The sequence below is a fragment of the Methylomicrobium agile genome (assembly GCF_000733855.1).
In the GTDB taxonomy this organism is placed as follows: domain Bacteria; phylum Pseudomonadota; class Gammaproteobacteria; order Methylococcales; family Methylomonadaceae; genus Methylomicrobium; species Methylomicrobium agile.
In genome coordinates this window covers 1,625,745-1,645,822 of the sequence record NZ_JPOJ01000001.1, presented here as the reverse complement: position 1 = coordinate 1,645,822, position 20,078 = coordinate 1,625,745, and the positions used below count along the sequence as shown (strand labels likewise).

The following is a 20,078-nucleotide window of genomic DNA, read 5'->3' as shown; positions in this document are numbered from 1 at the left end:
GGTCGCGGACATGCACCCGTAGGGTACGCTGTGCGTACCTTAACCATGCCGCCTCTGCGAAACGCTGTATTATTAAGGTACGCACAGCGTACCCTACCCGGAATGACGTGCTTTCCTTACGAAAAGGCCATATACCCAAAGCGAAAATGCTCTAGAAGCAAAGTAGGAGGCCCGCCCATGTACGAACTGATCGTTCTGCTCTTCGATATCTGCCGGTTTAAAAAGGGGCCGGAGGATTTGCCTTATTCGCTGGCGTTGCTCAAAATAGTCGCGGCCGCCTTCGCCGTGGTCCGGGTGCTGATGCATTACCGGGGACATAACCTGCTCGGCGCGGTTCTTGAGACGGCGGCGGAAGTCGGGTATATCGGGCTGTTCAGCGGCGTGATGCTGCAGACGCACCGCCACCTGAACCGTTATTACCAGGTTGCGGGCGCTTTTTTCGGATGTTATGCGCTGATCGGTTTTATCGCCTGGCCGGCTGCCGCGATGCTGGCGGTCGGGCAGTCCGCCGGTCTTGCCTTCATTTTGGCAATCGGCATCATCGTCTGGCTCTGCGCGGTCACGGCGCACATCGTTTATCATGCGCTCGCGCCGAACATTCTGGTCAGTTTGGGTTGGGCGCTGGCGTTTTTAGTCGGTTTCGTATTGCTGGCCATGTCTTTCGGGCAGGTCGACGGCATCGGTTAGGAGGAATTGTGAAGTCATACAAGCACATATTATTGGCGGTGGATTTTTTCGACCGGCAGACGGTCGTCGCCGAGCGCGCGAAGGATCTGGCCGAACGTTACGGGGCCAGGCTCAGCCTGATCCATGTGGTCGATGCCCTGCCGATCGGCGATCCGGCGAACGATGTACTGGTTCCTTTCGAAATGGATTTGTCGCAGGAATTTATTGCGCTCGGCCGCAAAAAACTGGCCGAACTGGCGTCGTCGTTGGGCGTTCCTGAGCATCAGACCTGGCTGGAAACGGGCAGTCCGAAACAGGAAATCCTCCGGATCGCCGAAGAAAACGGGGTCGACCTGATCGTGGTCGGTTCGCACGGGCGGCATGGCTTGGCGCTCCTGCTGGGCTCGACCGCGAACGGCGTTCTGCATCATGCCAATTGCGACGTGCTGGCGGTGCGTTTGCAGCATCCGTAGAGCAGAATAATAAACGGGCGTCCGCCGGGCGGCAGCGGATCCGCGGGTGAACGTCTTTCACATGTAAGGTAGGGGAAAATGATAGGAAAAGTACAAAGTTTCGATCCCGAATCGGGGAGCGGCGCGATCGAAAGCGAAGGCCAAACATATCCGTTCGAGATCAAGGACTGGGTCGAGGGCGTTCCGCCCGAAGCGGACGACGAGGTCCGCTTCGACCCGGAAGGCGGTCATGCGGTTCGCGTCGGTTTGCTCGGCGTTTCTCGCGAGGAACCGAAAGCGGTCAAGTCCAAATACCTGGCGGGCCTACTCTCGCTGTTGTTCGGCTGGGCGGGGTTGTCGCGGTTTTATCTGGGCTATTACAAGGTCGGCTTCATTCAGGTCTTGCTGACGCTCTTTTTGGTGTATGCGAAGTTCCTGGTATTCGTGCCACAGTGGGGCTTTTTGGAAGCGGTATTGCTGCTTTCGAGCAAGTTCGACCGCGACGCCAAGGGAAGGCCGCTGAAATAAAGCGGAGCGATCCGGCGCCGGCTTCGGGGAAACCCGCGAGGTTTTAAACCTCACGGGTTTTCGGCCGGTATTTTTAAAAGCCGCCCGCTTCAGGTAAATATTTTGTAAAGGCCGTCCAGCACCAGCGAGTTCGGGCTGACGATGCCGACCACTTTCCGATCCTCGATCACCGGTGCCCGGACCAGGTCATACTGCGCGAACAGCCTCGAACAATAGCGGATATCCATCTCCGGATGCACCGAAATGACCGGTTTGTTCATGATTTCATAGACATTGACCCGTTCCGGCGCCCTGTCCTTGGCCAGCACGTGGCGGGCGATGTCGCCGCAGTTGATCATCCCGTATTCGTCGTCGTCGTGGCGTTTGTTCACGATCAGTACGGCGGTCTGCATTTCCTTCATTTTCTTCAGCGCTTCGGCCACGGTAGCGATACCGTCGATCGAGCCGAAGTCGGTTTTCATCACGTCCCTGACGCGGATAATAAGGCGGTTGTTCATAGGGAGCCCTCCAGTTCTTGTTGCAATACCTCAACCTGATGCATCACGCCGATCGCGTCTTCGACGTCGATTTGAATCGCGATACCGGTGCCGGGCGTGTTGTCGAAATCGGCGACGGTCGCGATTTTTTCCATGATGAAGCGGCTGAGGTGTTCTTCGACCAGCATCAGCACGACATCGCGCTGCGCTTCGAGCGTCAAACCGAAGAAGGTCTTCGATTGTTTCATGCCTTGACCACGGGCGTTGTTGATCACGGTCGCACCTTTTGCCCCGCCTTGGCGAGCCGTATCGAGCACCAGATCGGTTTTGTCGTCGTCGACGAATACAATGATGAGTTTGAAATGCATGATGTACCTCAGGATTTTGACGGGTAACGGACTTGATTCAGCCATTGCGCGATTTGAGCATAACCCAGCACCGCGATGACCGGAAACAAACTGGCGTAGGCGATTAGCCCGAATCCATCCAGTAGCGGATCGCGCCCGGGCACGGCTTCGGCCAGGCCCAGGCCCAGCGCGGTGATCATCGGCACGGTCACCATCGACGTGGTGGCCGCGCCGGAATCGTAGGCCAGGCCGAGGATCAGTTCGGGAGCGGAGCGGGTCTGAATCACTACCATGAGATAACCGCCGAGAATGAATAAAAAGAATTCGGAGCCGGTCACGATGCGAAAAGCGCCGAGCGCAATGCCGAAACCCACACCGAGCGCGACCGAAATACGTAATCCCCAGGCCCGGATCGTGCCTCCGGAAATTTTCTCCGCCTTTAGCGCGACCGCCAGCAGCGAGGGTTCGGCCAGCGCGGTGGCGAAGCCGATGCTGGCGGCGAAAGCATAAACCCAGGCATAATCGCGCCAATCGACTTTGCCGGCAGTCGGTTCGACGCCGAGAAATTCGGGTAGGGTCAACTGGGCGGCCATCAGCTTGCCAAGGGGAAACAGCGCCATATCCAACCCCTTGAGAAAGAAAACGATCCCGAACAGCACGGAAACGAAACCGATCAGAATTTTTCTGGTGTGGGCGATCGGACGGCGGATAACCAGCAATTGAAAGCCGATGATGGTCGCGGCAATCGGCAACACATCCCGGCAGATTTCCAGCAGGGTAAATACAAACTGTATCACTACGTCAATCATACGGCCATCCCATAGATCAGTACGAAAATAATCGGCGTCAACGACGCGAAAACCACGATGCCGAAGCCGTCGGTCAGCGGGTTGCGCCCCTTGATGGCGGTCGCAAGGCCAACGCCGAGCGCGGTCACCAAGGGGACGGTAATGCTGGAGGTCGCGATGCCGCCCGCATCGTAAGCGATGCCGACGACTTCCTTCGGCGCAAACGGGGTAATCGCCGCCACGCCCAAATAGCCGAGAAAAACCGGTATATAGACGGGCCAGCCGCGGATGATCCGCACGACGCCGACGATCAGTGCGAGTCCGATCGACAGCGCAACCGTGACGCGAAGCCCCAGCGCATAATTTGCTCTCTCGGCATCGCTGGAACCGATGATGTGGCCGTCGCTGGCAATCTGCGCGGCTTGCTGGGCCGCGGCGATCAGCGCCGGTTCGGCGATCGCCGCGCTGAAACCCAGACAGAACGCGAAGAGCAACAGCCAGAACACACTGCCCTTGCGGGCGAAGTCGTAGGCCATGTCTTCGCCGAGCGGGAACAGGCTGAGTTCCAGCCCTTGGACGAACAAGGTCAGGCCGACGATCAGAAAAAGCGATCCTTCGATCAGGTTGGCCAGGTCGGGAGGCGGCTGTTTAATCACCAAACCCTGAAAAACCAGCACGACCGCAAAAATCGGCGCCAAATCCCGGCAACTGCCCAGCAGGTATTTGATGAAGCGATTTTTGAACATGTTGATTCCTGTAATTTCCAAGTCCGGAGGGATTGTATATGAAAGCGCGCGGATAAGGCTAATCGGAAGGCCGTTGCAAGACAAAAATGTGGCCATCGATAAGTGTCAGTCAGGGGCCGGCCCGATGTCGTTAAAGAAGCTCTGATTTTTGCAAGCTCCGTCGCTCTTTTCAGTTGTAGGGTACGCTGTGCGTACCTTTTCAACCTCCATGGTACGCACAGCGTACCCTACCACGGTTTAACCCAAGCCGGCACGATAAGCGCTCGGCGAAGGAACGAGAGAGGAGAAGTGATGATCGACCCAATCCTTAGGAGCATTGAGCGCGGACCTGGAGACATTTCCCCCGTAAAGGAATTCCTGCGCACGGAGACGGCTCGAACGTTATAAAATAAGGCAATCTATTCATCTACCGCAATTATCGCGATAACCTCCGAGGCATTTGCATGAACAAAACGATCACCAGTCTGATTCTTGGCTTGGGCATAACCTGGACAGCCTTTGCCGAAACCGGGCAGCCGGCGGCCGAATCCCCCCCGGCATCTCCTGCCGTCCCGGCAGCGCCCGAGACCGGCAAGCATCACGGCATCAAGCTGAAACAATTGAGCCAGGAGCTCGGCCTGAGCGAAGAACAGGAATCCAAATTCAAGGCGCTGTTCAAAAAGCACAAACAAAAAATCAAGGAAATCCGCGAGGAAGGCCAGGAAGAGGCCAAAGATACGCTGACGCCGGCGCAAAAGCTCAAATTGTACCAGTTGAAAGAGAAAAACAGCGAAAAGCTCAAGGCGTTAAAACAGGCCGTCAAGCAAGAAGAAAACAATCCTTAGAGCATTTTCATATCGCCTATAGGGAGATAATGCCGTTAAGTCAAACCGTCATCTCGGCAGGGATTCATGCCAGGCTTTCCTGCCTGGCCCCCTTCGGGTCAATGCAAATCTGTTCCAGACAGATTTGTGCCGAGATCCAGACTGCAGGGATGCATTAAAGCTTGCCATCCCTGGCTTCTGGATTCGGCAACCGCTCCCTGCGTTGCTCTCGATCGCGTGTTCCTGACGCGATCTACCTCGCCCTTCCTTGGGCTCGTATCTCCCGCATCCCTGCAGTCGTCCGGCAATCCCTGTCGGAATGGCGCGTTTCCCCTCACTTTGCGGCATGGCTTATGACCGTACACCCAAAACGAAAATGCTCTAGCCTCTTGGAGCGAGATCGCGTTACGGTTTGAATGCGGCGACCCGCCGTTTCAGCCGCTCGATGTTCTGGGGATTTGGCCGCCTGCCGTAACGCAGATTCATGAAAATTTCTGTGATTCCGTCCACTTCGTCCGCATGCTCCGGCAGGGCGGCCTTGACCCGTTCGGCGAAGTCTTTCGGGCCTTCGCCCGTGCCTTTGACCAGTCCTTTCCGGGCGAGTCTGCCGCAAAAGCGCGCGTAAATCCGCAAGGCCGGATCGAGTTGCCGGCGCCTTCGGTATAGGATCGCCAGGCTCGACAGCACGGTAACGGCGAGCAGGATCGCGCCCAGCCAGTTCAGCATCGCCCGGCTGCCCTTGATTCCGAAGCCGGCCAGGAAGTGGGCCTGATGGGTGCCGTTATAGTTGATGATCCAGCGCTGCCAGCCGTAATCCACGGTATCCCAGATCAGTCCGGCCTGTTTGAGGAAGCTGACGATCTTGCCGAATTCTCCGGCGGCGCTTTCAAAGTAGATAGTTTCACCCGGACTCAGACGGCTCACGTCGAGCGGATATTCGATTCTTTCCGGCGCCACCGCCGCGGTCGGGTCGTAGCGGACCCAGCCGTGTCTGTCGAGCCAGACCTCGGCCCAGGCATGCGCATCCGCCTGCCGGACCTGGATGAAATTGCCGACCTCGTTCGTTTCGCCGCCCTGGTAGCCGGTCACGACGCGGGCCGGAATCTGCGCGGCGCGCATCAGGTACACGAAGGCGGAGGCATAATGGCTGCAGAAACCGGCGCGCGTATCGAACAGAAAAGACTCGATCGGGTTGGCGTCGAGCTTCGGCGGCTCCAGCGTGTAGCGGAAATTCTCCCGGCGAAAATGGTCCAGCAGGTTCTTGATGAATAGCTCGGGCGCTGCGTCGTAGCCGTGCAGCCGGGCGACCAGATCCTTCACGCGCGCCGAAGGCGTGCCGGGCAGTTGGGTCGCGTCCCGGTATTCGGCGGATGACAGCGGGCCGGTATTGTAGTCCGGATAGGACGTCAGCTTGTAGGCCGCGCGCTGTCCCCGCATCTCGGAAGTGACCATCTGAAAATTCGCATTGCGGCTTAACGGCGGCGAAAATTCGGCCGGCATGTCGAGCGCGAACACCCAGTTCTTTTCCTGAGGCTCAAGCAGCAGGGTGTAACGGTAGGGCCGGCCGGAAACTTGCGGATCGGGCTTCGGATAGCGTTCGAAATTCTGCGCCTGCACCCAGCGTTTGCCGTCGGTCGCCGCCATCACCGGGCCCCGCCAGTAACGCTGATGCGGCGGCGGCAGCGGGCCGTCGAAGCGGGCGCGGAACACCAGTTCGTCGGACAGTCCCAGATTGGTGATCGAGCCCGGCTCCAGCACTTCGCTGAGGCCGGTCCGGTTTCGGGTTTCGCTGCCGATAGCCAGCCATTTCGGCGGGTCGAGGCGCGGAAACAGGATGAACATCGCGGCCGCCAGCGGTGCCGCCTGCAGGACGAAAACCATCGCCAGCTTCAGCGCCTGCGCGATGTGATGCTGCAGGCCGTTCATCGCAATCAGCAGTGCGAGCAGCAGGCAGCAAACGAGGCCGATATAGGCGCCGAACAGGATGCTTTGTTCGTAAAGAAACTGGGTGGCCGCCGCGACGAAGGCCATATAAACGATCAGGCAGGAATCGCGTTCCCTTTTCGTTTCCATCAGTTTCAAGCCCAGGGCGGTAATGAACAGGTTGGAGCCGGCGTCGCGGCCGAGAATGCCCTGCCGTTCCGTGAACAGCAGCACGATGCCCAGGAGCAGCAGCAAAAACAGGACGCGCCGTCCGGGGAGCCAGGCGGGATGCCGGACGCCGAGCAGGCGCCAGCCCAAAAGTGCCGCGAAAAAACCGAAAGAAAGGGGCGGAAGATGCGGGTAATGCGGCAGCACGGCCAGGCCTACCGTTCCAAACAATAAAAATTGCAATTTTTGATGGGAGGCGGTCGCCTTCATAGCGGATACAGTGCCAGGGCTTCGAGACAGGACTGCCGGTGTTGCGCGCCGTCCGCGGGCATGATCCGGTTGCCGGGCAAGCGCAGGCCGTAACGCAGGCCGGCCTGGTCGGCTTCCAGCACCCAGCGGCATAACCGGCTCAATCTTTCTTCGGTCCCGCCGCCGGGCGTTTCGTCGAAGTCCAGCCAGAGCTCGCCGCTGCCGCCGCCGCGGTATTGCTTGCTGAGTACGCCGTAGCCTTTCGCATAGGCTTTCCAGTGGATGCGCCGGACCGGGTCGCCGGCCGAGTAGTTTTTCAGCCCATAAAATTCATCGCTGCCCTGGCGGCCGACGCCATCCCGGTCCGGGCCGGCGGACAAAGGCGGGAGAGGAACGCCAGCCTCGGCGAGCTGCGGATAGACCAAGATTTTCATGTTGAAGCGCAGCGGGGACCAGGCGCGGAACAGGCCGAGCGGAAAGGTGCTGCAGAGCGTGATCGGGCCGGCCTCGCACCAGCCGCGCCGCGCGGCGGTCCGGTGCACGAAGATTTGACTCCGGCTTTCCGGCGGCAGCGTCAGTTCGGTTTCGGGCTGGCCTTCGATTCGGATTTGCGGCCGGAGCAGCGAGGTCGGATTGTCGATATGGATCGGAAAGGCCGCCGTGTCGCCGGCGAACACCGGTTTGCCGTAACCTTCGCGGATCACCAGTCCGGCCAGCGTCCGGAAGGTATGGACGGTGGAGAGGAAAAAGATGCCGGCCAATAAAAACGCCAGCAGGTAAACCGGATTGTTGTTGTACACGAACCCGATGAAAAACAGCAGCGTGGCCAGGAACGCGAAACCGAGGCCGCGCCGCGTGGGCAGGATGAAAATGCGGCGATGATTCAAGATCACCGGATCCGGCGAAGCTTTCTCGCCGCGCACGAAACGGCTGAGCCGGAAGCGTTCCTTCATCTTCAGGCCCGGCGCGTTCATCACACGGCGACCTGGTTCAGGATCGGCGCCACGACCGCAGCGGCGTCGAGATGCCCGGAGCGGATTCGGTGGCCCGCGACCGCGGCCAGCACAGCCTGAATGTCTTCCGGAATCGCCGCGTCGCGTCCGTCCATGTAGGCCCAGGCTTTGGCGGCGGTCAACAGCGCCAGTCCCGCGCGCGGCGACAGGCCGGCCGGGTATGAAGGCGATTCGCGGGTGAAACGGATGATCGCCTGGCAGTAATCGAGCAGTGCATCCGAAGCGTACACCCGAAGCACCTCTTTTTGAATGCGCTGGAGCTGCGCGGGCGGCAGCGCCACGGCCAGGCCGTCGATTAAACTGTGGCGGCTGTGGCCGGTCAAAAGTAAACGCTCGGCGGCGGAATCCGGATAACCGAGTTCGATCCGCATCAAAAAGCGGTCCAACTGCGATTCGGGCAGCGGGAAGGTGCCGATCTGGTGCGACGGGTTTTGCGTCGCGATCACGAAAAACGGCTCCGGCAGCGGATACGTCTTGCCGTCCACGGTGACCTGATGTTCTTCCATCGCTTCCAGCAAGGCGCTTTGCGCCTTTGGCGTCGCCCGGTTGATTTCGTCGGCCAGCACCATCTGGTTGAAGATCGGCCCCGCATGAAAGTTGAATTGCTGGTTTTTCGCATCGAACACCGAGCCGCCGATCATGTCGGCCGGCAGAATGTCGCTGGTAAACTGAATACGCTGGTAATCGAGGCCGAACAGCCGGGCGAGCGTATGCGCCAGGGTGGTCTTGCCGACGCCGGGAATGTCTTCGATCAACAGGTGGCCGCGGGCGAGCAGGCAGCAGACCGCCAGCCGGACTTGCCTTTGCTTGCCGAGCAGGATTTGATTGGCCGAATCCAATAACGCATTGATTGCATTTTGCATGAGTGATGATACGATGGCTGAGCGGAATATGTCAGGCTTGCGACAAGCCTGGCAGGAACCTTGCAAGTATAGCAGGATGTGGCGCCACGTCCTGACGGGCGCAAGACGGTGCGCCGGCTGATGTTAGACTGACATGGAGGAAATCCTGTGGGCGGATATGAAGAAATACGCGGTAATTTGATCGGCATGCTGGAAGAGCTGAACGACCGGCTGAGCAAGATCACCGAAGACGTCAAGCATGTCGCGGAGCCTCCGGAGAAAGACTTTGCGGAACAGGCCGTCCAGGCCGAGAATTACGAAGTGATTGATTTTCTGGGCAATCGCGCCAGGAACGAGATTGCGCAGATCAAGGACGCGATCGCCCGGATCGACGCTGGCCAGTACGGGGTCTGCCAGAGCTGCGGCGAGCCGATCGGCGAAGCCCGGCTGAAGGCATTGCCCTATTCCGACCTCTGCATCAAATGCGCGAGCCAGCAAGGCTGCTGAAACGCCAAAGCGCGCCCCGCATGACTGAACTTTTATCGATAGCCCGGCAATTTGCCGGGTCGAGCGCGGCCGTCCTGCCGCTGGGCAACGGCCTGATCAACGAAACCTATCAAGTGCTCACCGCCGCCGAGCCTTTCGTGTTGCAGCGCATCAATGCGCATGTGTTTCCGGAGCCGGAAGCGGTGCTCGCGAATCTGGCCGAAATCGCCCGGCATCTCGACCGCAAGGCGCCCGAAGATGTCGAACTGAAAATTCCCCGGCCGCTCGAATCCGAAGCCGGGCTTTTCCATGTGCGCGACGGCCGGGACCGGCTCTGGCGCGCGCTCGACTATATTCCCGACACGGTCAGCCTGGAGTCGGTCGGCGATCCGGGCGAAGCGCGCGAGGCCGGTTTTGCGCTGGGGCATTTTCACCGCCTGCTCGGCGACCTGGACCCGGCGCGGCTCAAGGATACCCTGCCCGGATTCCATATCGCTCCGGCTTACCTTGCGCGTTACCGTGAAGTGCTCGCCAACGCCGATTCCCGCCTGATCGACGCGGACTGCGCTGCTTTTATCGACCGCCATCAGGCGATTGCCGATAACCTGGAATCCGCGAAACGGCAGGGGCTGCTGCCGCTCCGAATCATCCACGGCGACCCGAAGCTGAACAATTTTCTGTTCGGCAAGGGCCGGCAAAAAGTGGTCGGCGTGGTCGACCTCGATACGGTCAAGCCGGGCCTGCTGCATTACGACATCGGCGACTGCCTGCGTTCCTGCTGCCATCGCCCCGAAAACGACGCGTTCGATCTCGGCATCGGCGAAGCGATACTGGGCAGTTACCTTGGCGAAGCCGGCCGGTTTTTTACCGGCCCCGATTACGATTATCTGTTCCCCGCGATCCGGCTGATTCCTTTCGAACTGGGAATTCGCTTCTACACCGATCATCTCGAAGGCAACCGCTACTTCAAGGTCGAAGACCCCGGGCAGAATCTTCACCGCGCGCTCGGGCAGTTCCGGCTGTGCGCGAGCGTGATCGATCAGGAACGGGCAATCCGGGCGCTAATCGCTTCGCTGCGCGGCAAAACGGCGGAATGAGCACGGACGATCGGCGATTTGCTGCAATGTTTTCCGGTGGCGGGCGACCGTAGCATAATGTAAGACAGGCGTGCAGCCGACCCTCGTCATGCTGGTTTTCGATACGCTTCCGGCGCCAACTTATTCGCTTCCCTGCGGTCCAATAGCCAGTTGACCCAGCCGGAGGACATCCGCATGACTCTCCCCGAAACCGAAATTCTTGCCGCTCTGGCGCCGCAATGGGTGTGCCTGGAGTGCGGCTACAACATGATCGGCGAAATGCCCGACGTGTGCCCGTTCTGCGGCGCCCGGCACGACCGTTTCCTGCCTTGGGATACCGTCGAAAAACAATTCCGGGTGACCGGGACGCCGGTGAGCGAGGGCGTTACCCAGTTGCTGTCGGTTCCGAAACTCGGCTACGAGCATGCCGCCTACCGGATCGAGACGGAGCAAGGCGGCGTCTGGATCGACGCGCCGTCGGCCTTCAACCGCGATCTCGAACCGGTCAGGGCGATCCTGTTTACGCATCTTCATTTCATGGGCGCTTCGAATCAGTATCGCCGGCTATGGCGGGCGGAAGTCGGGCTGCACGAGCTCGATGCGAGGCATCCCCTGGCCGCGCGGTTCGATGTCGACCGCCGTTTTACCGGAGACTTTACCGCTTTCGGAATCGAAGCGCATCATAGCGGCGGACATACTCCGGGTTTCACGTTTTATATTTACCGCGATGTGCTGTTCATCTGCGACTACGTCTTTTTGACGGCCGACGGCGGAATGATCTTCAATCCTTACGGGCCAAAGCGCGAAACGCGCCGGCAGGGCGCCGTAATTTTCGAAAACCTGAAAGGCCGGCCGCTCAAAACGGTCTGCGGTTACGACTATGTGATCCCTTTTGCCGACTGGCTGGCCCGCTTCGAACGGCTGGCGGCCCGGAGCGATCGTTGATCGAAATTTCGTCAATCTAAATTTCCCGGAACTTTTTCACCCTCCGTTCGCTCTCAATGACGTACGCCTCACAACGGCGTCGGATCAGCCTCGCTCTCCCCCTGCATTCGGCTGATTTTCTTCAAACCCCAAAATACCGCTCCGGTATTTTGGGGTTTTTTCTTTTCTACGGGTCCTCCGGCCGTTAAATTCCGTTTTCTTTGCTATGCTCATAATAATCTTTTTTCATTTTGTGCCAAAGCATGGAAAGTCCGAATTACGCCGAACTCGTTGCCCTGGTGGAAAAAATGCCCGCTTTTCCGAAAAGCGTACAGCGAGTGGTGCAGTTGACCGCCAATATCGAGGTGCCTGCGAAGGAGATCGTGCAAGTGATCGAATGCGACCCGGTGCTGACGGTGAAGATTTTAAAGGTAATCAATTCCGCATTTTACGGGCTATCCCATAAAATCAATTCGATACAGCGCGCAGTCGTGCACGTCGGGTTGAACACCGTCAAGAATCTCGCGATGAGCATCGCCGCGATGGGGATGCTGAAAACTTCGAACAAGGCCGGTTTCAACCCGAGCGCATTTTTGCTGCATGCGTTGACCACCGCCGAGATCAGCCGCAAACTCGCCGAGAGAGCGGGCCTGAGTCAGCAGGCATGCGGCGATTGCTTCGTGGCGGGGTTGCTCCACGATTTCGGCAAGGTGGTGTTTGCGGAGTTCAGGCCGGAAGGCTTCAAGCTGGCATTGGCCAAAAGCAAAGAGGAGAACATGCCGCTGCATCTCTGCGAGCAGGCTTTTCTCGGCATCGACCATGCCGAAGCCGGGGCGTTGCTGGCCGAAAAATGGGAGCTTTCCGAGCTGTTGACCGAAACGATCCGGCATCATCACCACCCTCCGGACAATGCTTTCGGCGAATGCCTGTTTGCGGCGAACCAGATCGGCAAAAGGCTGCGCTACGGCGATGGCGGCAATCCGGTGACCGAGGCCTTTCCCGAGACGGTGGTAAACCGTTTCGGTTTATCCCTGGAAGCCTTGATCGACGACCTCGGCAATCTGGACGTCATCGCGCAGGGAGCCGAACTTTTCATCAAACCGTAATTGCAAAGATAGTTTAATGAAATTCAAATTCTGGGGAGTGAGAGGATCGATTCCGACGCCGGGGCCGATGACCGTCAAATACGGCGGCAACACGACCTGCATCGAAATCCGGACGGAGCGGGACGAATTGATCATTCTCGATGCCGGCACCGGCATCCATGCGCTGGCGCAAACCCTGCTCGGCAGCATGCCGATCACCGCGAACATTTTCATCACCCATACCCACTGGGACCACATCCAGGGCCTGCCTTTTTTCCTGCCGATATTCTTTAAAAACAACCGGATCAACATTTACGGCGGACTCGACCCGGTCACCGACGAAAACATCAACCGGGCGTTGTCGGTGCAGTTGCAATACAGTTATTTTCCGATTCATGAAGCGCAGTTGAAAGCCCGGATCGAATATCTGACGGTCCGGCCCGGCGAAACGGTCAGTGTCGGCAGCGCCCGGATCACCCCGATCATTTTGAATCATCCGGTGCTGAATTTCGGCTACCGGGTCGAGTGCGACGGCGCCTCGCTGTTTTTCACCGGCGATTTCGAAAATCCGGTCAACATTTATCAGCCCGAGGACGATTACTACGAGTCTTTCCAGTTGTTCCTGGTCGAAAAAAACCAGGAAATCCAGGCGGCGATGCGGGGAGTGGATGCGCTGATCGTCGATTCGTCCTATACCGATGAAGAGTATGCGATTCGGCAGGGCTGGGGGCACGGCACTTACCGGTCCGGGATCAAGCTGGCCATCGAGGCGAATGCGAAGCGGCTGTTTCTGACCCACCATGAGCCGACCCGGACCGATGCCGACCTCGACCGGATTTACCGGGAATTGAAGGAACAGCATCCGCATTTTACGGACAGGCTGTTCATCGCGCACGAAGGCATGGAAGTCTGCCTCTAATCCGCGGCCGGCCGGGCGAATAACCGGTCGAGCGCGGCGTGCGCCTCGTCCACCCCGTTTTTCTTCAGCGACGAGAACAACTGCACGCTCAGCGGAATCGGCGCGCCGCTCAATTCTTTTTGGACCTCCAGCAGCGCATTCTTGGCCGCGCCGAAGCTGAGCTTGTCGGCCTTGGTCAGCAGAATGTGCGCGGGCAGCTGCGCATGTTCGCACCATTGCAGCATCTGCCAGTCGAATTCGGCCAAAGGGTGGCGCACGTCCATCACCAGCACGATCCCGCACAACGATTTCCGCCGGTTCAAATAATCCTCGATCGCCTTGCGCCACTGCTGTATGGCCGCGAGCGGCGCGGTTGCGAAGCCGTAGCCGGGCAGGTCCACGAAGCGCTGCCCCTCGGTGATTTCGAAGAAGTTGAGCATCTGGGTCCGCCCCGGCGTTTTACTGATTCGGGCCAGCGCATTTTGCCGGGTCAGGGTATTCAGCGCGCTCGATTTACCGGCGTTGGAACGGCCCGCGAAAGCCACTTCCAGTCCGTGGTCGGGGGGCGCATGTTTCAGATTTGGAGCACTGTTAATAAATTTTGCTTGATGATAAACTGGATTCATTGCTGTCTCGATCCGCTAAGATAAATGGGGTAGAATCCCGGGCCAAGCCGGAAACAGCCAGTTCCGAACGTCATAAAAATAACGAAAAATTCCGAAGGGGAGTCTGATGAAAATAAAGTTCCTGGCCGTTGCAGTCGGTATCGCGATGTGCGGCGCTTCCGCTATTTTACATGCGGAGGGCAATCCTCGCGCAGGAAAAGACAAAGCGGCCGCCTGCAACAGTTGCCACGGCGACAACGGCAACAGCATGGCGCCGAATTTTCCGAAACTGGCCCAGCAACATGCCTCCTACCTGGCCAAACAACTGCTGGCATTCAAGAGCGGCGCCCGCAACGATCCGATGATGTCGGCGATGGCGCTGCCGTTGTCCGACGGAGACATGGCCGATATCGCCGCTTACTATGCGGCGCAGAAAATTTCGGCGAATGCGATGCCGGTGCTGCCGCCGCCCGATGAGGACGAAGACGAGGACGAGCAGCCGGCCGCGGCCCCGGTCAAATCCAAATCGGTGCCCGAACTGATCGCTCAAGGCAGCGACCTGTACCGCAACGGCGACCGCCAGCGCGAGGTGTCCGCCTGTATCGCCTGCCACGGCCCGTTCGGCGAAGGCAACCAGCCGGCGGCGTTTCCGGCCCTGTTTTCGCAGCATGCCGATTATCTGATCAAGGCGTTGACCGATTTCAAAACCGGCGCGCGCGGCAATACGTCGGAAAACATGATGCACATGATCGCCCGGAAGATGACCGACGAGGAAATCCGGGCGGTTGCTTACCATATCTCGATGATGAAATAAGGCCGTGTCGGCATCAGGCGAGAAATAGTGTCGAAAGAGCGCTCTTCATGACGGGCTGTTACGGCGAAAGTTCACTTGGAAGCTCGGGCGGATGAGCGAAGCGCATCCGCCTTTCACTTCATTCGATGGATGTGCGCCGCTATCTCTTCAGCGCCGTTTCGGGTTAGTCTCCGGCGTTAGGTGCGGACACCTTTTTGATGATCGTTAAGTCATACGCTCGTCACCCTGTCTCCAAAGTGAGCGTGTCATTTACAACTACCTGGGAAACCGAAGTTAATGCGTAAAAACTTTATCCAAATCGGACTGATCATTCTGACGCTTGCCGTACTGGCAGGCGCTTCGATATTTTTCTACCAGAAAATGCAAGAGCGGCCCGGCAGTGAGACCGCTGCGCCCGAACAGGCGACGGCAGCCCCGGCGTCCGCAGAGAAACAACCGGCTGCCGAAGCCTCGCCGCCTGCTCCGGCTACGCCGGCGGCTCAGGCGCCGCAGCCCACCGCCGAAACGGCCGCGCCCGCCCAGGTCGAACCGGCCGCCCCGGCGGCAGAGCCGGCCGCAGGCCCGGCAGCGGAGGAAGAACTGGCCGGCGGCTATGAAACGCTTGATGCGCCGCAACCGACCCAGGATCCGGACAAGATCGAGGTGATCGAGTTTTTCTGGTACGGCTGTCCGCATTGCTACGACTTCGAGCCGATTCTCGAAAGCTGGGTCAAAAAGCTTCCCGCCAATGTCGATTTTATCCGCCAACCGGCCGCGTTCAGCGATCTTTGGGCGAAGCACGCGAAAGCGTTTTATGTCGCCCAGGCCTTGGGCGTACTCGACGACAAGGTTCATGCGGACTTCTTCGATACCCTGCAGAACAAGCGTCAGAAGCTGGAAACCGAAGAGGAGCTGGCCGCGTTCTTTACCGCGCACGGCGTCAAGGAAGCCGACTTCCACGAGGCCTACAATTCCTTTCTGGTCGATACCAAGGTCCGCCAGGCTGCGGCTATGCCCGCGCGTTACGGCGTGACCGGCGTGCCGGTGCTGATCGTGAACGGCAAATACAAGGTCGACGGCAGATCGGCCGGATCGCATGAAAAAATGATCGAGGTCACGAACCAGTTGATCAAAAAGGAAGCCGCGGCCAAAAAATAATTTTCCGCTTGAAGACCTGCCGGGTTTTTAAAACCCGGCAGGTCTTTTCCTTATAACGGCGCCGATTTCAGCTTTCGCCGTCTCAATACCAGAACCGCATTCCCACCACAAAGCGCACGCTGTGATGGTGTTCGCGCAGCGACTCCTCTTCCACATAATCGAAGCCGACATAGGGCGCGAATTCGCGCTCGATCTCGTAACGCAGCCGCATGCCCGCCTCGAATTCGGTTACGCCGGCCTTCACGCCGCGGTTCTCGATGTCCTCTGCTGCGACATTGACTTCGATTCTGGGCATCAGGATCAGACGCTGGGTCAGCAGCATTTCGTAGCCCAGGCTCAAGCGGCCCAGCAGATTGCCGTTGTCGGTGATGAAGACGGCGCCGTCGACCTCGACGAAATAAGGCGCGAGCCCCTGAAAGCCGATCACCGCGTCAAAAGTCCGTTCCGGCTCGAACGCCCGGCGCGCGCCGATCTGAAAATCCCAGAACGTATCGATATTGCGGCTGTACAGCAGCTGCAGGTCGGCGCGCCCGAAGATGTCCTGGTCGGCCGAATAGTCGCCCTCGGTTTTCAGGTAAAGCTTGTGGTCGTCGTTGCCGATCCAGTGCTTGATGTCCCATTTGAACAAATGCAGGTTTTCGTTGCCTTCGTACTCGAAACGTTCGGCCATGAACCTGCTGAAAATCATCCGGTCGTCCTGTGCGGAGGCCGGATGCGCGTAGAACAGGCCCGCCAGCAGGCTCCCTAGCAGGAGGCGGAGCTCGACCGGGTTGAAGGAATAGGTCTTCATTCGCGGACGTGCTCGGCTTTCTCGACGATCAGTTTGCGAAACATGCCGGTATCCATGTGGTACAGCAAATGGCAGTGGAACGCCCATTCCCCCTCCGCGTCGGCGATCACGATCACGCTGACCGTCTGGCCCGGCGGCACGTTGATTACGTGTTTTTTCGGATTGAAAGCGCCGTTGCCGTTGTCGAGATACTGCCATAGGCCGTGCAGATGGATCGGATGGTTCATCATCGTTTCGTTCACATAGGTGAAGCGGATATGCTCGCCGAACTTGACCCGGATAGGCTCCGAGTCCGAATATTTGACGTCGTCGAACGACCAGATATAACGGTACATATTGCCGGTCAGGCGTAGCCTGATCTCGCGGTCTGGCTGCCGCCAGCCGCGGTTCGGAGCGGCGGCCATTAGATGCCGATAGTCCAACGCCTTGTAGGAGCCCATCGCGGGCGCTTCCGCGTGAGGCACGGAAGCCGGTCGGGGATGCCTCTGATGTCCGGTATGATCCGCATGATCTGCATGCGGCGGCTGATCAAGTCCGTTATCGTTCGGTACGGCCGCCTGATGCTCGGCATGGGCGCCGTGACCGACGTGCATCGGCCCCATGTCCGCCAGCGTCAACAAAGTGTGCGGACGCATTTTCGGCAATTCCGCCTGCAAACCGATTTTGGGTGTCAGGGTCGCCGACGCAAAGCCGCTTCGATCCATCGCTTCGGCAAAAATCCGGTAAGCCCGGTCCGCTTCCGGTTCGACCAGAACATCGTAAGTTTCGGCGACTGCGATCCGGAGCTCTTCCACATCAACCGGCATCACCGGCTGGCCGTCCGCTTCGATCACCCGCATTTTCAAACCCGGAATCCTGACGTCGAAATGGGTCATCGCGGAAGCATTGACGATGCGCAGGCGCACTCGATCGCCGGGACTGAACAGCGCCGCCCAGTCCATCGCCGGCGTGTGCCCGTTAACCAAAAAATGATAAGTGGCGCCGGTCACATCGGCCAGGTCGGTCGGCTCCATCCGCATCTGCCCCCAGGCCAGCCGGTCGTTTATTGTTTCAGAAACGCCGCGTTCACGCAGGTCGGTAAACAGGTTCGCGACGGTTCTTTTCTGAAAATTATAGTAATCGCTCTGTTTTTTCAGGCGCGCGAGCGTCCGTTCCGGATCGGCCTCGGGCCAGTCCGAAAGCAGCAGCACATAGTCGCGCTCGGTTGGCCGATGCGGGTGTGCCGGCTCGATCACCAGCGCGCCGAACAGACCCTGTTGTTCCTGCATGCCGGAATGGCCGTGGTACCAGTAGGTTCCGTTCTGTTTGACCCGGAACCGGTAAGTAAAGATTTTCCCCGGTTCAATCCCCGCAAAGCTAATGCCGGGTACGCCGTCCATCCGGTAAGGCAGCACGATTCCGTGCCAATGGATCGAGGTCGGCTCCTTCAGGCGATTGACCACGTTCAGCGTGACCTCTTCGCCTTCGCGCCAGTGCAGCGTCGGTGCGGGCAGGCTACCGTTGGCGACGATCGCGGTTTGCGGTTTTCCGGTCAGGTTGACTGCTTTTTCGTCGATCGTTAGCGTATAGGTTCCAGCGCGCGCCGAACCGAAACACAGCAGCGGCAGCCACAACGCCAAAATGAAAAAGCGACGATAAGACAGATTCATGGCAAAAAACGCGGACGGCAATGTAGGGATCGAGGCGGTTTGAAGATAATTTGCATCCATTATCCCAGGCCCTTGCTCTGAGGCGAGGGGAAGGAATCTTTCGAGGCGAATACGGACTAAAATCGCAAGTGGCGAAAATGACAGAAAATCTGTATAGTCGGCGCTTTCGTATCTCTTTTAAGACTATATTCATCTCTTATTCAGATGTCTAGCGTAGATTTACAACCGTTCGGCCGGTTTCCTGGCTGAAAATATTATGAGTAAACGAGGAGTCACAATGAAAAAAATGAACAAATCGCCTTTGGCCGCTGCGATGGGTGCTGCGATTATTTCCACCGCGACCGTCACCGCGCATGCGGAAGCCAATCCGTTCGGCATGACCGAACTGAACGGCGGCTACATGCAACTGGCGGCCGGCGAGATGGCCTGCGGCGCGAACATGGGCGGCATGGATAAATCGAATATGCAGCCGCCGCAAAACAAAACCGCGGAAGGCGCCTGCGCCGGCCAAAAATCCACTGCCGCGCCGGCACCGGCCAAAGCCGCCGAAGGCCAATGCGGCGAAGGTAAATGCGGCGGCATGATGGACGACGGCAAAATGAAATCAGGCATGGAAAGCGTCTGCGGCGCGATGATGAAGGGGCAAGAAGGCTCTTGCGGCGCTACGAAAAAATAATTCCGCCTGAATCTGAGGGAGCGGTGTTTTCTCCGCTTCCTTTCTGCTTTAATTTCATTGAACGAACTTCTTCTTTCGTTTTTTTATGTCGAACTTTCGCGTTCAAGGGGCGGGGCTCGGGCTGAGGCGCTCATTGCTCGCCGAGATCGCCAATCATCCCCCGCTGCAGACCGTCGGTTTCTATGAGGTCGCCCCGGAGAACTGGATCACGCTCGGCGGCCGCTACGCAAAACAATTCCGCTCCCTGACCGAACGCTTCGATTTCGTCTGCCACGGCCTGTCGCTGTCGCTCGGCAGCAGCGATCCGCTCGACGAAAAGCTGGTGCTGGACATCAAAGCGTTCATGGCCGAACACGGGATCAAGCTGTACAGCGAACATTTGAGCTATTGCAGCCATAACGGCCATCTTTACGACCTGATGCCGATCCCGTTTACCGAAGAGGCGGTCAGGCATGTGGCAGGCCGGATCAAGCGCGTGCAGGAACTGCTCGAACAGCGCATCGCGATCGAGAACGTGTCGTACTATGCCGCGCCCGGCCAGGAAATGGCCGAAATCGATTTTTTCAATGCGATCGTCCAGGAAGCCGACTGCGACATCCTGCTCGACATCAACAACATCTACGTGAACAGCGTCAACCACGGCTACGACGCCGAAGCCTTTTTAAGGGCAGTGCCGGGCCAAAGGATCGCTTACGCGCATATCGCCGGGCACTATGTCGAGGCCGAAGACTTTCTGGTCGACACACACGGCGCGGCAGTGATCGATCCGGTCTGGAAACTGCTCGGCAAGGCCTACGAACTGTACGGCGTGTTTCCGACCCTGCTCGAACGCGATTTCAACCTGCCGCCGCTGGCCGAACTGCTCAAGGAAGTCGAGACGATCAAGGCGATCCAGGACGCCTGGCGCAGCGAACATGCGAAACGCTCGGCCTGATTG

Annotated in this window: 23 protein-coding genes; 13 read left to right on the top strand and 10 right to left on the bottom strand. The window is 58.6% G+C overall.

Annotation, left to right across the window (positions count from 1 at the left end; genetic code table 11):
• Positions 1-177 precede the first annotated feature (177 nt).
• The 3 genes from CC94_RS0107950 to CC94_RS0107940 all read left to right on the top strand — a co-directional run bounded on the left by CC94_RS0107950 (position 178) and on the right by CC94_RS0107940 (position 1,646).
• Positions 178-687 carry a hypothetical protein gene (locus CC94_RS0107950; RefSeq protein ID WP_005368717.1) on the top strand — a complete coding sequence of 170 codons (510 nt, stop codon included), beginning with the start codon at positions 178-180 and terminating at the stop codon, positions 685-687.
• A gap of 8 nt (positions 688-695) precedes the next feature.
• Complete coding sequence (locus CC94_RS0107945; RefSeq protein ID WP_005368711.1) at positions 696-1,139, top strand: universal stress protein; 444 nt, start codon at positions 696-698, stop codon at positions 1,137-1,139.
• 78 nt (positions 1,140-1,217) lie between these two features.
• On the top strand, positions 1,218-1,646 hold the full coding sequence (locus CC94_RS0107940) for a TM2 domain-containing protein (RefSeq protein WP_005368710.1): 429 nt from the start codon (positions 1,218-1,220) through the stop codon (positions 1,644-1,646).
• A gap of 89 nt (positions 1,647-1,735) precedes the next feature.
• On the opposite strand, the gene CC94_RS0107935 is transcribed toward CC94_RS0107940, so the two are convergent.
• Genes CC94_RS0107935 through CC94_RS0107920 form a run of 4 tightly spaced genes read right to left on the bottom strand, consistent with a single transcriptional unit; the run spans position 1,736 to position 4,003 of the window.
• Positions 1,736-2,143, bottom strand: coding sequence for a CBS domain-containing protein (locus CC94_RS0107935; RefSeq protein WP_005368708.1), 408 nt, complete (start codon positions 2,141-2,143; stop codon positions 1,736-1,738).
• A complete protein-coding gene (locus CC94_RS0107930) occupies positions 2,140-2,490 on the bottom strand; it encodes a P-II family nitrogen regulator (RefSeq protein WP_005368706.1) in 351 nt (116 codons plus the stop codon). The genes CC94_RS0107935 and CC94_RS0107930 overlap by 4 nt, the downstream gene beginning before the upstream one ends.
• 8 nt (positions 2,491-2,498) lie before the next feature.
• Positions 2,499-3,278 carry a DUF1538 domain-containing protein gene (locus CC94_RS0107925; RefSeq protein WP_005368704.1) on the bottom strand — a complete coding sequence of 260 codons (780 nt, stop codon included), beginning with the start codon at positions 3,276-3,278 and terminating at the stop codon, positions 2,499-2,501.
• Positions 3,275-4,003 carry a DUF1538 domain-containing protein gene (locus CC94_RS0107920; protein WP_005368701.1) on the bottom strand — a complete coding sequence of 243 codons (729 nt, stop codon included), beginning with the start codon at positions 4,001-4,003 and terminating at the stop codon, positions 3,275-3,277. The genes CC94_RS0107925 and CC94_RS0107920 overlap by 4 nt, the downstream gene beginning before the upstream one ends.
• Positions 4,004-4,446: 443 nt before the next feature.
• On the opposite strand from CC94_RS0107920, the gene CC94_RS0107915 reads away from it, so the two are divergent.
• Positions 4,447-4,827 (top strand): hypothetical protein, encoded by a 381-nt coding sequence (locus CC94_RS0107915; protein WP_005368700.1) that lies wholly within the window; start codon positions 4,447-4,449, stop codon positions 4,825-4,827.
• Between the two features lie 384 nt (positions 4,828-5,211).
• On the opposite strand, the gene CC94_RS0107910 is transcribed toward CC94_RS0107915, so the two are convergent.
• The 3 genes from CC94_RS0107910 to CC94_RS0107900 are packed head-to-tail and all read right to left on the bottom strand — an operon-like array spanning position 5,212 to position 9,022.
• Complete coding sequence (locus CC94_RS0107910) at positions 5,212-7,167, bottom strand: transglutaminase TgpA family protein (RefSeq protein ID WP_005368698.1); 1,956 nt, start codon at positions 7,165-7,167, stop codon at positions 5,212-5,214.
• Entirely contained in the window at positions 7,164-8,120 is a 957-nt protein-coding gene (locus CC94_RS0107905; RefSeq protein ID WP_005368696.1) for a DUF58 domain-containing protein, read from the bottom strand. Before CC94_RS0107905 ends, CC94_RS0107910 begins: the two co-directional genes overlap by 4 nt.
• Positions 8,120-9,022 (bottom strand): AAA family ATPase, encoded by a 903-nt coding sequence (locus tag CC94_RS0107900; RefSeq protein WP_005368693.1) that lies wholly within the window; start codon positions 9,020-9,022, stop codon positions 8,120-8,122. Before CC94_RS0107900 ends, CC94_RS0107905 begins: the two co-directional genes overlap by 1 nt.
• 147 nt (positions 9,023-9,169) lie before the next feature.
• On the opposite strand from CC94_RS0107900, the gene CC94_RS0107895 reads away from it, so the two are divergent.
• From CC94_RS0107895 to CC94_RS0107875, 5 genes are all read left to right on the top strand, one after another.
• The gene (locus CC94_RS0107895) at positions 9,170-9,508 is read left to right on the top strand and encodes a TraR/DksA family transcriptional regulator (RefSeq protein WP_005368691.1); all 339 of its coding nucleotides are present in this window, start codon (positions 9,170-9,172) and stop codon (positions 9,506-9,508) included.
• 20 nt (positions 9,509-9,528) lie between these two features.
• On the top strand, positions 9,529-10,584 hold the full coding sequence (locus CC94_RS0107890) for a phosphotransferase enzyme family protein (protein ID WP_031430422.1): 1,056 nt from the start codon (positions 9,529-9,531) through the stop codon (positions 10,582-10,584).
• Positions 10,585-10,758: 174 nt separating this feature from the next.
• A complete protein-coding gene (locus tag CC94_RS0107885; protein WP_005368688.1) occupies positions 10,759-11,508 on the top strand; it encodes an MBL fold metallo-hydrolase in 750 nt (249 codons plus the stop codon).
• 242 nt (positions 11,509-11,750) lie between these two features.
• On the top strand, positions 11,751-12,593 hold the full coding sequence (locus CC94_RS0107880; protein WP_005368686.1) for an HDOD domain-containing protein: 843 nt from the start codon (positions 11,751-11,753) through the stop codon (positions 12,591-12,593).
• A 16-nt stretch (positions 12,594-12,609) separates the two neighbouring features.
• Positions 12,610-13,491 carry an MBL fold metallo-hydrolase gene (locus CC94_RS0107875; protein WP_005368685.1) on the top strand — a complete coding sequence of 294 codons (882 nt, stop codon included), beginning with the start codon at positions 12,610-12,612 and terminating at the stop codon, positions 13,489-13,491.
• On the opposite strand, the gene yihA is transcribed toward CC94_RS0107875, so the two are convergent.
• Complete coding sequence (gene yihA / locus CC94_RS0107870) at positions 13,488-14,096, bottom strand: ribosome biogenesis GTP-binding protein YihA/YsxC (protein WP_005368683.1); 609 nt, start codon at positions 14,094-14,096, stop codon at positions 13,488-13,490. The two genes, CC94_RS0107875 and yihA, sit on opposite strands and share 4 nt — an antisense overlap.
• 106 nt (positions 14,097-14,202) lie before the next feature.
• Between yihA and CC94_RS0107865 the strand changes: the two genes are divergently transcribed.
• Both CC94_RS0107865 and CC94_RS25450 read left to right on the top strand, forming a co-directional pair.
• The gene (locus CC94_RS0107865; protein WP_005368681.1) at positions 14,203-14,889 is read left to right on the top strand and encodes a c-type cytochrome; all 687 of its coding nucleotides are present in this window, start codon (positions 14,203-14,205) and stop codon (positions 14,887-14,889) included.
• Positions 14,890-15,468: 579 nt separating this feature from the next.
• Positions 15,469-16,026, top strand: a complete 558-nt coding sequence (locus tag CC94_RS25450) for a thiol:disulfide interchange protein DsbA/DsbL (RefSeq protein WP_051040439.1) — start codon at positions 15,469-15,471, stop codon at positions 16,024-16,026.
• Between the two features lie 82 nt (positions 16,027-16,108).
• Here the strand turns inward: CC94_RS25450 and CC94_RS0107855 are convergent, their stop codons facing one another.
• Both CC94_RS0107855 and CC94_RS0107850 read right to left on the bottom strand, forming a co-directional pair.
• Positions 16,109-16,816 (bottom strand): copper resistance protein B, encoded by a 708-nt coding sequence (locus CC94_RS0107855; RefSeq protein ID WP_005368678.1) that lies wholly within the window; start codon positions 16,814-16,816, stop codon positions 16,109-16,111.
• Positions 16,813-18,465: a copper resistance system multicopper oxidase gene (locus CC94_RS0107850; protein WP_245619717.1), complete on the bottom strand. Its 1,653-nt coding sequence runs from the start codon at positions 18,463-18,465 to the stop codon at positions 16,813-16,815. The genes CC94_RS0107855 and CC94_RS0107850 overlap by 4 nt, the downstream gene beginning before the upstream one ends.
• A gap of 277 nt (positions 18,466-18,742) precedes the next feature.
• Here CC94_RS0107850 and CC94_RS0107845 point away from each other — a divergent pair, with 277 nt between their 5' ends.
• Positions 18,743-19,141: a hypothetical protein gene (locus CC94_RS0107845; protein WP_005368675.1), complete on the top strand. Its 399-nt coding sequence runs from the start codon at positions 18,743-18,745 to the stop codon at positions 19,139-19,141.
• Positions 19,142-19,226: 85 nt separating this feature from the next.
• Positions 19,227-20,075, top strand: coding sequence for an HvfB family MNIO-type RiPP peptide maturase (locus CC94_RS0107840; protein WP_005368673.1), 849 nt, complete (start codon positions 19,227-19,229; stop codon positions 20,073-20,075).
• The last annotated feature ends 3 nt before the right edge of the window (positions 20,076-20,078 follow it).